The 13,892-nt window shown below is 67.9% G+C and carries 14 protein-coding genes; 7 read left to right on the top strand and 7 right to left on the bottom strand.

Translation table 11 applies throughout. The annotated features are described in order from the left end of the window. The first annotated feature begins 109 nt into the window (after positions 1-109). The 4 genes from FBY40_RS06500 to FBY40_RS06485 all read left to right on the top strand — a co-directional run bounded on the left by FBY40_RS06500 (position 110) and on the right by FBY40_RS06485 (position 3,822). Complete coding sequence (locus FBY40_RS06500) at positions 110-1,831, top strand: SulP family inorganic anion transporter (protein WP_235014639.1); 1,722 nt, start codon at positions 110-112, stop codon at positions 1,829-1,831. A gap of 76 nt (positions 1,832-1,907) precedes the next feature. Beyond that, entirely contained in the window at positions 1,908-2,480 is a 573-nt protein-coding gene (locus FBY40_RS06495; RefSeq protein WP_141937363.1) for a YdeI/OmpD-associated family protein, read from the top strand. A gap of 117 nt (positions 2,481-2,597) precedes the next feature. Next, positions 2,598-3,152, top strand: coding sequence for a DUF2510 domain-containing protein (locus tag FBY40_RS06490; protein ID WP_200829940.1), 555 nt, complete (start codon positions 2,598-2,600; stop codon positions 3,150-3,152). 280 nt (positions 3,153-3,432) lie between these two features. Beyond that, entirely contained in the window at positions 3,433-3,822 is a 390-nt protein-coding gene (locus FBY40_RS06485) for a DUF1697 domain-containing protein (protein ID WP_141937361.1), read from the top strand. 203 nt (positions 3,823-4,025) lie between these two features. On the opposite strand, the gene FBY40_RS06480 is transcribed toward FBY40_RS06485, so the two are convergent. Beyond that, on the bottom strand, positions 4,026-4,763 hold the full coding sequence (locus FBY40_RS06480; RefSeq protein WP_235014637.1) for an alpha/beta fold hydrolase: 738 nt from the start codon (positions 4,761-4,763) through the stop codon (positions 4,026-4,028). 204 nt (positions 4,764-4,967) lie between these two features. Next, entirely contained in the window at positions 4,968-5,414 is a 447-nt protein-coding gene (locus FBY40_RS06475) for a VOC family protein (RefSeq protein ID WP_141937357.1), read from the bottom strand. 453 nt (positions 5,415-5,867) lie between these two features. Between FBY40_RS06475 and FBY40_RS06470 the strand changes: the two genes are divergently transcribed. Continuing rightward, positions 5,868-6,758 carry a helix-turn-helix transcriptional regulator gene (locus FBY40_RS06470; RefSeq protein ID WP_141937355.1) on the top strand — a complete coding sequence of 297 codons (891 nt, stop codon included), beginning with the start codon at positions 5,868-5,870 and terminating at the stop codon, positions 6,756-6,758. Between the two features lie 248 nt (positions 6,759-7,006). On the opposite strand, the gene FBY40_RS06465 is transcribed toward FBY40_RS06470, so the two are convergent. Then, on the bottom strand, positions 7,007-7,969 hold the full coding sequence (locus tag FBY40_RS06465) for a CPBP family intramembrane glutamic endopeptidase (RefSeq protein WP_141937353.1): 963 nt from the start codon (positions 7,967-7,969) through the stop codon (positions 7,007-7,009). A 356-nt stretch (positions 7,970-8,325) separates the two neighbouring features. Here FBY40_RS06465 and FBY40_RS06460 point away from each other — a divergent pair, with 356 nt between their 5' ends. Next, positions 8,326-9,798, top strand: coding sequence for an HNH endonuclease (locus FBY40_RS06460; RefSeq protein WP_141937351.1), 1,473 nt, complete (start codon positions 8,326-8,328; stop codon positions 9,796-9,798). On the opposite strand, the gene FBY40_RS06455 is transcribed toward FBY40_RS06460, so the two are convergent. Next, positions 9,788-10,324, bottom strand: a complete 537-nt coding sequence (locus tag FBY40_RS06455) for a putative immunity protein (RefSeq protein ID WP_141937349.1) — start codon at positions 10,322-10,324, stop codon at positions 9,788-9,790. The genes FBY40_RS06460 and FBY40_RS06455 overlap by 11 nt on opposite strands. A 3-nt stretch (positions 10,325-10,327) precedes the next feature. Further along, a complete protein-coding gene (locus FBY40_RS06450; RefSeq protein WP_141937347.1) occupies positions 10,328-10,774 on the bottom strand; it encodes a DUF6194 family protein in 447 nt (148 codons plus the stop codon). A gap of 79 nt (positions 10,775-10,853) precedes the next feature. Here FBY40_RS06450 and FBY40_RS06445 point away from each other — a divergent pair, with 79 nt between their 5' ends. After that, positions 10,854-11,561 (top strand): MerR family transcriptional regulator, encoded by a 708-nt coding sequence (locus FBY40_RS06445; RefSeq protein ID WP_235014634.1) that lies wholly within the window; start codon positions 10,854-10,856, stop codon positions 11,559-11,561. On the opposite strand, the gene FBY40_RS06440 is transcribed toward FBY40_RS06445, so the two are convergent. Together FBY40_RS06440 and FBY40_RS06435 are read right to left on the bottom strand one after the other, a co-directional pair. Then, positions 11,546-13,027: a purine-cytosine permease family protein gene (locus FBY40_RS06440; RefSeq protein ID WP_141937345.1), complete on the bottom strand. Its 1,482-nt coding sequence runs from the start codon at positions 13,025-13,027 to the stop codon at positions 11,546-11,548. The genes FBY40_RS06445 and FBY40_RS06440 overlap by 16 nt on opposite strands. Continuing rightward, the gene (locus FBY40_RS06435) at positions 13,024-13,884 is read right to left on the bottom strand and encodes a nitrilase-related carbon-nitrogen hydrolase (protein ID WP_141937343.1); all 861 of its coding nucleotides are present in this window, start codon (positions 13,882-13,884) and stop codon (positions 13,024-13,026) included. The genes FBY40_RS06440 and FBY40_RS06435 overlap by 4 nt, the downstream gene beginning before the upstream one ends. Between the last annotated feature and the right edge of the window lie 8 nt (positions 13,885-13,892).

Below are 13,892 nucleotides of genomic sequence, written 5' to 3'. Positions count from 1 at the left end.
GGTCCACATTGACGTGGGTGGGCCGCCGGCCCCGGCACAGCAGCACCCCGCCGCGCAGTGGATGAGAGCACGCGGACCGTGCCCGGACGGTTCCAGCCCTCGGTCGGAGGTGAGCGTGAAGACAGCGGCGGGGAGCGGCACCGGAGGTTTCCTCCCGATCGTGCACTGGTTGCCACGGTACGAGCGACGGTGGTTGCGCCCCGATCTCATCGCGGGTGTCGCCGTCGTGGCGATGATCGTGCCGAAGAACCTCGGATATGCCGAGATCGCGGGCGTACCCGTGCAAAACGGCCTCTACGCCGCGGCGGCGGGCGCGATCATCTACGCGCTGTTCTGCACGTCGCGGCAGATCTCGACCGGTCCGAGTTCGGCGCTGGCGACCGTAGCCGGGGGCGCGGTCATCGTGACCGGAGTGACAGGCGGCGATGCCGCGCAGCTCGTGGCCGCGATCACGGTGGTCACCGGCATCCTTCTCCTGCTTCTCGCGCTGTTCCGGATGGGCTGGATCGCCCAGTTCCTTTCGAGGGCGGTGGTCACCGGGTTCCTCGCCGGGGCTGCCCTCGACGTGGTCGTCGGCGAGCTGCCGAAATTGACCGGGACATCGTCCGACGGCGACACCGTCTGGCGCGAATTCGCGTCGTGGATCGTCGGTCTCGGCAACATCCATCTTCCGACCCTGCTGGTCGGCGCCACGGCTCTCGCTGTCATCCTGGCCCTGCGATTCTGGGCGCCGAAGGTCCCGGGTGCCCTGGTGCTCGTGGTCGGCGGACTTCTCGCCTCTTCCCTGCTCGATCTGGGCGAGCGAGGCGTTGCGCTGGTCGGCGCGGTGCCGAGCGGTCTTCCCGTTCCTCAGGTGCCGAGCCTCGACATCGTCGTGCAGAACGTTCCCGAGATCGTGATCGCGGCGCTGGCGCTGCTGCTCATCGGGTTCTCGCAGACGGCGGGCGACGCCCGCTCGTTCGCGACCCGACACCATTACCGCATCGACCCGAACCAGGAGGCCGTCGCGCAGGGCATGGCGAACGTCGGCGCGGGTCTGGTTCAGGGGATGCCGGTCTCCACGAGCCTGTCCGCCAGTTCGCTCAACGAATCGGCCGGGGCCCGGACTCCCGTCGCGTCGCTGACCACGGGAGGGTTGGTGATTCTGACGCTGATCTTCCTCGCACCGCTCTTCTCCGATCTGCCGAAGGCGGTGCTGGGAGCGGTCATCATCGATGCGGTCGTCTTCGGAATGATCGACCTCACGGAGTTCTCCCGCCTCCGGCGGGTGTCGAGATTCGACTTCTGGATCGCCGTGGCAGCGACGGTGGGCGTGCTTTCGTCGGGTGTGCTCTTCGGGATCGTGATCGGCATCGCCCTGTCGCTTCTGTGGCTGATCTTCGTGTCGACCCGGCCCGCCATGCCGCTCCTCGGCCGCGAGCCCGGCACGCAGGTCTTCCGCGATATCGGCCTCAACCCCGCGGATGAGACGTTCCCCGGCATCGCGGTGATCCGTCTCGACGGCGGCTTGTTCTTCGCCACCGCCGAGGCGTTCGACGAACGCGTGCGCGAGATCGTCTCCGGAGAGCCGCCGATCACGGCCCTCGTGATCGATCTGGAGGGCGTCGCCTTCGTCGACTCGCAGGGCGCGGCGAAACTCACTGAGCTCGTCGACCTCGCCGAAGCGCAGGCAATCGCCCTGCGACTGGCACGGATCAAGCCGCAGGTGACCCCCGCGCTGGATGCCGAGGGCGTGCTCGACCGGATCGGCACCGATCACATCCACGGCAACGTTCACCGCGCCGTCCAGGCCCAGCTCGCTCAGAGCGCGGGCGATGGGGCCGTCAGCTGAGCTCTGCCGCGGCGCTGCGACGTGAGTCGTCACTCGCCGACGGCGCTGTGTCGGCGCGGACGTCTACCCTTCGAGCATGGTCGCGACCTCCGACAAGCCCGAGTTCCACGTCGACACGGTCGAGGAGTGGGAGCGCTGGCTCGAGTCCGATCCCGGCCCCGACGGCGTGAGGCTGCGCGTTCGCAAGACCTCATCACGCGAGCCGGGCATCACCTACGCCCAAGCGCTCGACGTGGCCCTGTGCTTCGGCTGGATCGACGGGCAGAAGCAGTCGCTCGACGCGGACTACTTCCTCCAGGTCTTCACTCCGCGCCGCCCCCGTGGAGTCTGGTCGAAGGTCAACATCGCGCACACCGAGCGTCTGGTGCGTGAGGGACGGATGCGCCCCGCCGGGCAGCGCGAGATCGACCGCGCGAAAGCCGATGGGCGGTGGGACGCCGCCTACCGCCAGAGCGACGGCGCGATTCCCGCCGAACTGCAGGCCGCATTGGACGCTGATCCCCAGGTTGCCGCCGCGTTCGCCGCGCAGTCTGCGCAGAACCGCTTCGCGATGACCTTCCGCATCAGCAACCTCAAGCGGGCGAAGTCGCGCGCTGCGCGCGTCGCCCAGTACGTCGCCATGCTCCAGCGCGGCGAGACGATTCACTAGGGCGGATCTGCGGCGGCGTGGCAGCCGGGAAGATGCCCTGCACCCCGGTCACGGAGGACTTCGAGAGTTACTCTGGGCGGGCGCGCCACCGGTGATGCCAAGCGAAGGACCACGACGATGAACCCTCCCCCGACTCCCCCGGCCGGCTGGTACGACGTTCCCGCGGGAGGGAAGCGCTTCTGGGACGGCAAGAGCTGGTCGGCCGATGTCGTCGGCGCGCCGAGCGCAACCGCTGAGTATGAGGCGCTCGATCCGTACCTGCCACCGCCCCGCGCGACGACCACCGTCGCGACCGTGCCGATGACTCCCCTTGTCGGGTCTGCGCCCGCCGGGTGGTATCCCGGTCCGACGGGAGCGCTGCGGTGGTGGGACGGATCGCAGTGGGGGCCGTTCGCCCCGCCGGCGCCCCAGAACGGCGCGCCTGCCAAGGACGTGGGGATCGCCTACCTCTTCCTGCTCCTCCTCGGAGGCGTCGCCGCGCACCGCTTCTACCTCGGCCTCATCCCGTCAGCGATCGTCTTCAACGTCCTGTGGTGGGGCGGGTGGCTGCTGTCGATCCTGCTGATCGGGATACCGATGATCATCGCGGCGGCGATCTGGTGGGTGGTCGACCTCTTCCTCCTCCCCAGCCTGGTGCGCCGCGCCAACGCCGTGCGGTCGATGGGGCCGTAACGAGCCGCGCACGGGAATGCTGCGACGCGTTTCGTCTCGGATGCTCCGCACCCTCGCTCAACGACCGGGACGCGCCGGTCGTTGAGCGAGCGCAGCGAGACGAAACGCCCGACCCGCGCCGGTCGTTGAGCGAGCGCAGCGAGACGAAACGCCCGACCCCGAAATATCCACCGCCACCCCGTCGGGCGCTGTCCCGTCGTGACGATCGGGACGCGTTTCAGAAAGGAGGCTCATCCACCATCGCTCCGGGTGACATTGCACAGACGGCTATCGTGCAAGTGTGCTGTCCGTCGCCTTCTTGCGAAACGTCAATCAGGGTCAGCGTGGGCACCCCTCTACCGCGATGATCGTGGAGGCCTTCGTCTCGGCAGGAATTGACGACGCGATGCCGTTCCAGAGCAACGGAACCGTCGTCTTCGAGGCGGCGGATGCTGACGGGATCGTCGCTGACGTCGTTGGGATGCTGGGCGCCCGGGGTTTTCCACGCGACTGCTTCGTGATGCCCGCATCCGACCTCGCGGCTATCGCTCGGGATTGGGAGGGCTCCCCGACGCTGTCGCGCATGGAGCTCACGGTGCACTCGGGCGGGACGCTGGACATTAACCACCAGCTCGCGACGCACGAAGCGGAGCGCCGCCGCTGCAGGATGATGGCATCCGGCCCGGGCTAGGTCGTGGTGCTCAACGAGAGAGAGCGCGAGAGCAACGGCACGCCCGCAGTCGAGCGCACGATCGGCGGCCCCGCGACCTCGCGGTCTTTGGGAACTGTGCTCCGACTACTGGACCGCCACGAAAGTCCGTGACGACTTCTCGCGGCGCAGTCCGCCGATCCATCCGATGCCATCGGATGACCGGCTGAGCGGGTACGGATCCCTCATCGTGTGGCTCGCCGGATCGGTGCGACCCCATCCGACTTCTCGTCGGCGTGGAAATCTCGGATGAGACGGGCGACGAGTTCGGGCTTTTCCACGATGAGCCCATGGGTCGCGCGGGGGACCACGGCGAGCTCGCCGTCGGGGACGGCCTCGAGCATGGAGAGCAGGTGGTCCACGCGCACTTCGTCGTCATCCCCGACGAGGATGAGCGTCGGCACGACGAGAGTGCGCAGTTGCTCGACGGTGAACGTCGGTTCGCGCAGATGCAGCTGCTCCGCCTTCCTGATCACGATGGGCCAGTGCTCCGCGCCATCGGGTGACACCTCGGCATACGCATCGGCCATGAAGGCCGGAGGTTCACCGTCGAGTACTCCGTTCAGCCACCCATCGCGGTGGAACACGCCGCCCCCGAAAACGAGGGAATGCACGAGGTGCGGATGACGCAGTGCGAGCGCCAATCCCACGATCGCGCCATCGCTCCATCCGAAGATGTGCGCTCCCTCTGGCGCTGAAGCTGCGAGGACCTCGGCGACGCTGTCGGCCATCTCGTCGAAAGACCATTCGCCAGCGACGTCGCGGGAGCGGCCGTGGCCAGGACGATCGACCAAGATGAGGCGGTACCCGTCCAGATGCGCCATCAAAGGTGCGAGCGAGCGTGAATCCGTCCCGCCAGGGTGCAACGCCACAAGGACCGGGCCAGACCCGCGTTCTTCGAACCAAGGATCCCGCTCACTCATCCGCACACCCTATTCCACAGATCCCTCCAGCAACCGAGCCCTGCCGGCGGGACCGTTCCGAACGGCGGAGGTGCGAATCCGCAGGAGTAGTGGTGGGTGCTCTGGTGACCCGTGGGGGAAGGTCGGCTGCGGATTCGAGTCCACCCACGCCGGCCCCAGCGCCTGCACTGACAGACTCGCCCGCCCCAGGGACCTAGGGATCCGTCAGCGCGACGTGTCGTTCGCTTGTTGCTGTTCGGTTGACCACCGCTCCATGTTCGCGGTGAAGGCTGCGTCCCGCAAAGGTGCGGGACGTCGAGCGGTCAGAACGATCCGGAGCCCCTGCGGGCCGACCAGGGCGAGGTCCCGGGTGTTCCATGGCGTATCGGCCGGACCATCGACATCGGCCTGCCCGTAGGCGCGTGCGCGGGCCGCGAGACCGTCGAGCTCGTCGTAGGTCGCAGACACGGACAATTGGATGCCGACGCCCACATGTGCATCGTCCTCACTGCGGCGTAGCAGGATGTCCTGATACCTCCATCGCCGCAGGTGGATGAGAGTCGGGTCATCACCAGGAGGCATGGCGAAAAGCTCGATGAAATCGAGCGCGCCGGTGAACCATTCGGCGGCAGCGCGGACGTCACGGACATCGAGCGAGATGAAGGCGGGCATCCCGTAGATGTCACGAGTCACGCCCTCGAGAAGGTCAGGTGAGTTGGTCATAGGTCTCCGCTTGCTCGTTGACGCTGCGTCAAAGTCAACCCGAGCGCAGCCGGGAACGGCTGAGGATTCGTCTGCGCCCGGTAACCATTTCGCGCCAGTGGAGCTCCATCCAACGCGCCTTCACCGTGCCATCCGCCGGTGAAAGCGCTTTCAACAGCGGCGTTCATCGCGTCGTCAGCGCCGCCTGGATCAGCCGGATGTGCGCTGCCACGTCGCCGCGCGCGAGAAGTCCAGCGCCGAGCGGTCCTGCCGTGTTCTCCCCGAGAAGAGGCAGCCGGGATCTCCAGGCGCTGCCAGACGTGCCGCACCCTCGCTCAGCGGCTGCTGCGGCGGTCGGCGGAGATCGGGCGTTCGACGGGCGCGCTCCGCGATGTGGATGCCTGCACGTGGATCCTGAGCGCGGTGGAGCTCAGTCGTGTGAACCCGAAGGCGGCACTCGACTATGTGGAGCAGTCTGCCGAACTTCGTCGCGCCCTGGGCTTCGGTGACGAGCAGGCAGTAAACGCAACTCTCCTCGCGTGGCAGGGCACGCCGTCGACGGTGGTGGAGCAGATCACCCACGCCATCCACGAGGCGGGATGGGGCGGCATCTCGCGGATGGCCCTGGGAGCGATCGCGATCAACGAGATCGCGGCCGGGTCGTACGAGTCGGCGTTCGAGCGGCTGACGCCGCTGGTGCGGCATCCCTTTCTGCAGGCGAGCTTCCATCACCTGCCGGAGTATGTCGAGGGCGCCGTTCGCAGTGGCAACCGTGCGGCGGCGGAGTGGGCGCTCGACCGGATCCAGGTGTACGCCGACGCGAGCGGCTCCGTGGTGGCGCGGGCACTGTTCACGAGATCCCTGGCGCTGCTGTCGGATGACGCGGGTGCCGAGCACCACTTCGCCGACGCCGTCGCACAGTTCCCGTCAACGCATCGGGGCGACGCCGCGCGGACGCGTCTTCTCTACGGCGAGTGGCTCCGCCGGGTACGTCGGCGCTCCGACGCCCGGTGGCAGCTCGAGCAGGCTCTTCGCGACTTCGAGGCTGTCGGGGCGACGACGTTCGCCGAGCGGGCGCGGCGCGAAATCCTCGCCGCGGGCGGCTCGGTCCCGTCAGATTCAGCGCCGGTGGACCCTCTGAGCAACCAGGAGCGTCAGGTGGCTCTGCTCGCCGCGCGCGGCGCGACCAACGCCGAGATCGCCGCGTCGATGTTCATCAGCCCGAACACGGTCGACTATCACCTGCGCAAGGTCTTCCGAAAGCTGGGGATCAGCTCGCGGAGGCAGTTGGCGGACCGGTTCGCGGAGGGATGACGAGCTTCTCCATCTCGACGTGCACGCTCGGGCCCCCCGACGCGGCCGCTCGATCTTGGCACGAAAACGCACCCTTCAACTGCTGCATAAACGGGCACGTCGGCCCAGCTCGCGTCTCATCGGCATCTTCCTGCTGTCGAGGCGTTGCTCGTCGGTGTCGACGACGCGCACTGCGGTCGACCCGGCCAGTGGCGAGCGCATCGGAGGTCAGTCCACGAGCTCCGACGACGGCGGGCTCTCGCATCGGCTCACAGCCGGCCCGCCGCTGAACTCTCGGTCGATGGCCCCTTCGCAGACGTTCGGTCAACGGCAGAGGCTCCGTCGGCGCCGTCCAGGCGCAGCTCGTCGGCCGGGACCTCCCGCAGGTAGTGGTCGAAGCCGAGACGACCCTTCGTGAAGACGATGAGCAGAAGCGCGGCACCGCCGAAGCCGATGAAACCATTGACCAGGCTCCCCGCCTGCGCGGGGAACAGGGGACCGATATAGATCGAGAACGCGTTGACCGACGTGTGGGCGAGCACCGTCATGAAGAGACTGCCCCGGGTGCGGTTGTAGATCCACGTCAGAATCACCGCGATCGGAATCACACTGGCGATGTAGATGAGCATCGCGGGGAGGTTGAATCCCCCGTTCTGAGCCGCCCACGTCGGCATCATGTACTGAGGGAAGTGCCAGAGCGCCCACAGCACACCGAGGAACAGCGTGCCGACAAGCGGTCCCCAGTAGCCGAGCTTCGACTGCATCCTGGGCAGAGCGAAGCCGCGCCATCCGGGCTCTTCGAGCAGCGGTCCGCCGACGAAGAGCACGAGCGCGAAGTATCCCACGTAGCTGGCCCATCCGCCGGGCAGTCCGGGCAGAGCGGGCGGCACCGGAGACACGGTCGGGTCGAAGGATTCGACCGCGCCCGGGAGCGGAAGGGTCCCGAGGACGAGCACCAGCGGGATGCCGACGAGAACGACCACGTACCAGATCCAGCTCACCTTCACTCGCACCAGTCGCCGAAGAAGATGCATCACGCCGGCGCGGCCGTGGAGAACGGTCTGCATCACGAACGCCGCGACGCACGGACCCGCGGTAATGAAGACGATGGTCACCCACGTCGTCGGCAGGTTCGGCTGCGGCACGACATGGACGAGCACCACAATCCACGACAGAGCGACCGCGATCGTGAAGAAGGAGATCAGCGGAAAGCGACGCATCAGTGCGAGCACGATTACCTCCCGGCCGCAAGTACGATGGACGCTACACCGTGGGCGGGTGGCGCGCCAGCTTGAGGACTTCGAGGGGCTGTGCTGCTCGCGGCAATGGCGGCGCAGAGCATCCTCGCGAGATAGATCTACGCGCGCCCTTCGCTCGGTGTCGCGCTGGCGTGGCCGAAACAGGCGCCATGCTGATGTACTACGCCGGAGGGGTTGTCGACGGGGTCATCGTCTTGGTCCGCTGCGCGCAGTGGGACCGGCCCGCCGGGCGGAGTCCGGAGCGTGCCGCTTGGGTGGCTGTTGGGTAGGGCAGCCTTGTCGGAGAGGATTCGAAACCCGATGTCGGAGGTAGGTGGGATGCTTCATACATGCGTTCGAACCCGCGGCTCACTCTCCTCAGTGACGAGGACCGGTCTGAGCTGACCGACGTGCTGACACGGGTGGAGGCTGCGCAGGCGGCGTTGGCTGCGGCGGAGGCCGAGCAGACGCGTGCGCTTGCTGAGGCGGGAGCGTTCGCGGCGCGGCTGGCGGAGGGGTGGACCGCGGTGGTGCGGGATCGGGACATGGCGCTGCGGGGTGTGGCGGCCGAGATCGCGGCGGCGGTGCGGCTGTCGGACCGGTCCGTGCAACGGCAGATCGACAGCGCATTCGCGTTGGTGAAGGATTACCCCGCGACGGTGCACTGTTTGGAGAAGGGGCTGATCACTCGCGCGCATGTCGCGGTGGTGGAGGATGTCGGGCGACGGTTGCCGCCGGAGCTGAGGGGTGAGTTCGATCAGCTTGCGGCGGAGATCTGTCTGGACGAGACCCCGGGTCGTGCCCGGGCGGATCTGGAGATCCTCGCGGAGCGGATGAACCCGCGGACCTTGACGGAGCGGCATGCGGGGGCGTTTCGGGAGCGGAAGATCGTCCGGTACCCGATCGGGGAGGGGATGTCGGAGCTGCGGGCGGTGCACTCCACGGTGCTGATCGAGGCGATCTTCCAACGCATCACCGACGAAGCGAACGAGGTCATCGCTGCGCGGGAACCGCAGCCGGATGATGACGTCGCGCCGGATACCCGGTCCCTAGACGAGGTCCGGGCGGATGTGTTCGCTGACATGCTCCTCACCGCCGCCCCGAGCCTGACGCCCGCAGGTCGTGAAGATCAGCCGGGCAGGCTCGGGGCGATCACGGCGAAGGTGCAGGTCGTGATCCCCGTCATGGCGCTGATGGGGCAGAGTGACGTCCCGTGCGACCTCGCCGGGGTGGGACCGATCGACGCGGAGACGGCGCGGCTACTCGCGGGGAACAGTGACAGCCCGTGGGAGCGGCTCCTCGTCCACCCGATCACGGGGTTGACCATGGCGACCGACACGTACCGGCCGACCGGGGAGATGGTGCGGTTCCTCAAAGGTAGGGACAAGCACTGCCGGTGGCCGGGATGCCGGATGCCCGCCCGCAGATGCGAGGTCGACCACAACCACGACGCCGCCCTCGGCGGAAAGACCGAGATCTGCAACCTCTGCTGTCTGTGCCAGAGGCACCACAGCATGAAACAGTTCACCGCCTGGCGGGTCAGGCAACTCGACGGTGGGGTGATCGAGTGGACCTCCCCGACCGGGCGGATCCACGTCGAAAACCCACCCGGCCAGGGGTGCACTTCACCCCCGACGAAGACCTCCCCGACGACCTCTGGGCGAAATGGACCAACCCGGGCCTGGAGTTCCGGATCACCGACGAACCCGCCCACAACCCCCACGAACCCGCACCGTTCTGAGCGATTGGCTCGTGCGTCTCGGAGCCGCTGTCCGCGAGCGCAAAGCCGGACATCGGCAGTGGACGCACGCGTCAGATCGTGACCAGCGATGCTTGGATCAGCCGGATGTGCGCTGCCACGTCGCCGCGCGCGAGAAGTCCAGCGCCGAGCGGTCCTGCCGTGTTTTCCCCGAGAAGGGGCAGCCGCATGAGCGCCGCTTGGCTTTCATCGGTCAACGCCCCGATCTGCCGGCGGATCTCCCTGGCGGCTGCGTCGGGATCTCCGGGCGCTGCCAGACGTGCCGCCCGCGCGGCGTAGGCCGCCGCCCCGAGTGAATGTGCACCCATGTGGGCGACGGCAGCCGCCTGCGCCGCCGCCCGGGCTGCGGCCACTGCTGCCGCGTCGCTGAGACCGGCAGCCGCACGACCGGCGACGAAGCGGCGGCGGATCTCGCCGGCGGTTTCGAGCTCTCCTCGGGCGAAGGCCCGGGTCCGTGCGATCGCATCGCGCGGGCGCGGGTCATCCGGCGCAACACGCTCGAACAGCGGCAGCACGCGCTCGGCGCAATCCGCCGCCCACGCCGCGACGAGGCGACGGTCTGTCCCGCTCAGCGTCTGCGGCGAACCCACGGCTCAGCTCCCCTTCGAACGTCGGATGACGCGGGCGCGCGCAGCCTCGTGCGCGTCGCGAAGGAGCATGAGCACCCGTTCGGACGTTTTCGGCCCCGGGTTGACCACCGCCACCCATCCGACGTCGCCGTAGAGCGGATGCCGCACGAACGTGTCTGCCGCGGCGGGGTGCGCAGCAGCATCCGTCAGCGACGCGACCTGCTCGCGACCGACGTGGATGTTGACTCGGAAGCGCCCGGGCTCGTCAAGCTCCGACGCCTCATCGTCGGGGTAGTTCTTCGTCACGACGGTGGCGTAGGGCTGACTACGCTCCGGCGTGACGCCGTCGGGTGCGTAGGAGAGGAACACATCACCCCACGCGAGCTCGGGCAGTCCACTTTTCTCGTCGGGGATGACCACGAGTACACCATCGAAGGCTCGGACGGCGTCGACGATCTCCTGTATCTCCATGACTCCATCGTGAACTTGATGTGCTTATGTGGACTTCGGGGTATGAAGGGCAGGGATTGGCGTGCGTAACCCTCAAGAGGTGTCACTGACAACCGCGGCCGCCGGCCGACAGGTCGGCTACTCCACACAGCAGGTGCGCGACCTCGAGCGGCTGAGGGTCATCCCCGCCGCTGACCGGGGCGAGAACGGATATCGGCGCTACAGACCTCGTCACATCGTCGCCCTCCGCGCCTACCGGGCGCTGGCCGCTGCGATCGGACCTGTTCCCGCGCGACGGATCATGCCTGCGGTGCTCGAGGAACCGATGGATGCCGCCGCCGAACGCATCGATGACCTGCACGCAGAGATCTCGCGATCACGAGGGCGGATAAGGGAAGCCCTCCGAGGGCTCGACGCGGTTCTCGCTGACCGCACCGACGTCTTCGACGAACGCGACGTGATGTCGATCGGCGAGCTGGCCGATGCGCTCGGCGTTCGCACCTCGGCTCTGCGTCACTGGGAGAAGGAAGGCCTGATCGCCCCCGATCGCAGCGCCGCGGCCCGTGCTCGTCGGTACGGAGCGAGGGCCATCAGCGAGGCGCGGATCGTCGCCGCCCTGAGGGCCGGCGGGTATCCGATCCCACCGATCGCGCGCCTTCTCGGTCAGCTCCGCACCGACGGGATGACGGAGGATGCGCGGCGGCTTCTCGAGGAGCGGCTCTCCGACCTCACGCGGCGCAGTGTCGCGCTGCTCGAGGCGTCGGGGCATCTTCACAAGCTGCTGAGCGGTCTTCACCCGCGGGCCTGATCGAAGGAGACGGATCGCACGCCGAAGGCCTCGCCCTCCTCCGCAGCGAGCGCACGCTCCGCCGAGAGGTCGAGTCCGCGCGCCAGCAGGATGTAGGCGAGAGCCGACGCCCCGAGTCCGACGAACAGGGCGATGTCGATGCCTCCGATGGCCTGGGCGATCGGACCGACGAACCACGTTGTGACGACGAACGGAATCATCCCGGCGATGCCGATGACGTAGGCGGTGATGCCCCGCCATCCCCATGCCCCATAGATGCCGTGCGGGCGGAACATCTCTGCAATCGCGTAGCGTCCGCGCCGGACGAAGTAGTAGTCCACGAGGTTGACCGAGGTCCACGGCACGAGCACGTAGAGCAGAACCACCAGGAAGCTGCCGAACGAGTCGAGGAACTCACCGGTCGAGAACACGGCGCCCAGCAGCCCCGCGAGGCCGATGATCGTGCACGCGACGATCCGCGTCATCCGGGTCGGGCGCACCTTCACGAATGAGTCAGCCACCGTGATCAGCTCGATGCTGGCGGCATAGATGTTGATCGTGATGACCGTGACGAGGGCAGGAAGCGCGCTCCAGAGGAGGAAGACGCCGAGGCCGGGCAGGAGGGCGTCAGCGGTCGCAGCGATCGCTCCCACGGGGTCGGCGTCGCTGAACAGCGACGCGACGAAGGCACCCAGAGCCATGAGCCATCCTGCTCCGACCACGACACCCGCGGACGTGTAGAACAGTGCGCGACGGGGGCTCGTCTGCGGGGGAAGGTAACGGGAGTAGTCCGACACGTACGGGGCCCAGCCCAGCGCATAGGCCGCCGCCGCGGCGAACTGCACGAGGAACGCCGGCCAGTTGATGTCCCCCAGAGACAGCGCCTCGGCGGGCAGCGGCAGGGCGACCACCGCAACGACCGTGAAGATGCCGAAGGTCGCGAGGAAGAGCCACGTCAGCCACTTCTGCACACGGTGGATCCAGTGATAACCGACGATTGCCAGCGTCAGCGCAAGGGCGGTGATGAGGATGTACCAGCCCGCGCCGGCGTCGACCCCGGTCGTTGTCGTGAGCACATCACCGGCGAGCAGCTGATTGAAGATGTTGAAGCCGACGATGCTCGCGATGACCACCAGACAGACGAGCGCCACTCCTCGGTAGCCGAACTGCGCCCGCGACTGGATCATCTGCGGCAGACCGAGCTGCGGCCCCTGCGCCGAATGGAACGCGGTGAACACCGTACCGACGCAGACGCCCAAGACGATCGCGACCAGCGAGACCATGAGGTTGGCGCCCATCGCCACACCCACCATGCCGGTCGCCAGCGTCGTGAGGTTCGCGTTGGACATGAACCAGAGGGAGAACAGGCTCGTGGGCTTGCCGGTCCGCTCCGACAGCGGCACCCAGTCGATCGACTTGACCTCGATACCACCGGTCGCGGGCAGAGCGACCTGCGTCTCTCGGATCTCGGGCTGCGGATTGCTCATGATGATCCCTCTCGGGTGTGGGGGTCGGGTGATGCGTAGATGTCGGGACGGCGATCGCCGAAGAGGTCGTTCCACGGGCCGAGAGCCTTATGTCCGGGAGTGATGTCGAGCACAGTCTCGGTGCTGGCGCCGCCGGCTTCGGCGACGACCCAGCCGTCACCGTCGATCACGGCGGTTCCGCCGGTCCACACGACATCGCGCTCCGAGCCGTGCCGATCGGCGATGACCGTGGGCAGCCGTGACGATCGCGCCGCCGCCATCGCCTGCACGATCTCCGGCGCGCGCTCACCATCGGGTCGGGGCACGAGGGGCCAGCAGACCGGCAGGGCGAGGATATCGGCACCGGCGAGCGCGAGCCCGCGAGGAACCTCGGGGAACTCGTTGTCGTAACAGATGGCCACACCGACGCGCCCGATCTCGGTGTCGACCACGATCCCGGCCGACGTGCCCGGGCGGAAGATCGTCGACTCGGCGCTCCAGAGGTGAGACTTCGCATAGACGGCCTGGATCCCCTCGCGGGTGACGACGACGGCGCTGTTGAAGAGGTCATCACCGTGGCGCTCGCAGAACCCGACGACCGCGACGGTGCGGGGGCCGATCACGCGGGACAGGCTCGCAAGTCGCGGGTCGTCTCGCGACATCCCGAGATCTCGAGCCTCCGCCCGGTCCGCGAAGACGTAACCGCTCGTCGCGAGTTCCGGGGCAACGATGAGCTGGTCGGTGTCGTCAGACACCTCAGCGAGAGCATCGCTGAGACGGGCGAGGTTCCCGTCCACGTCACCGAACTGGATGTGGGGGCTGAGCGCGACGGCGTGCACTCGCCTCGACGCGGGGTCGCCCTGGTCGGTGTGCTCCATCGTCGTCG

The sequence above is a fragment of the Microbacterium sp. SLBN-154 genome, assembly GCF_006715565.1.
Taxonomy (GTDB): Bacteria; Actinomycetota; Actinomycetes; order Actinomycetales; family Microbacteriaceae; genus Microbacterium.
The sequence above is the reverse complement of the archived record's forward strand: the minus strand, read 5'-3'. Positions and strand labels throughout refer to the sequence as shown.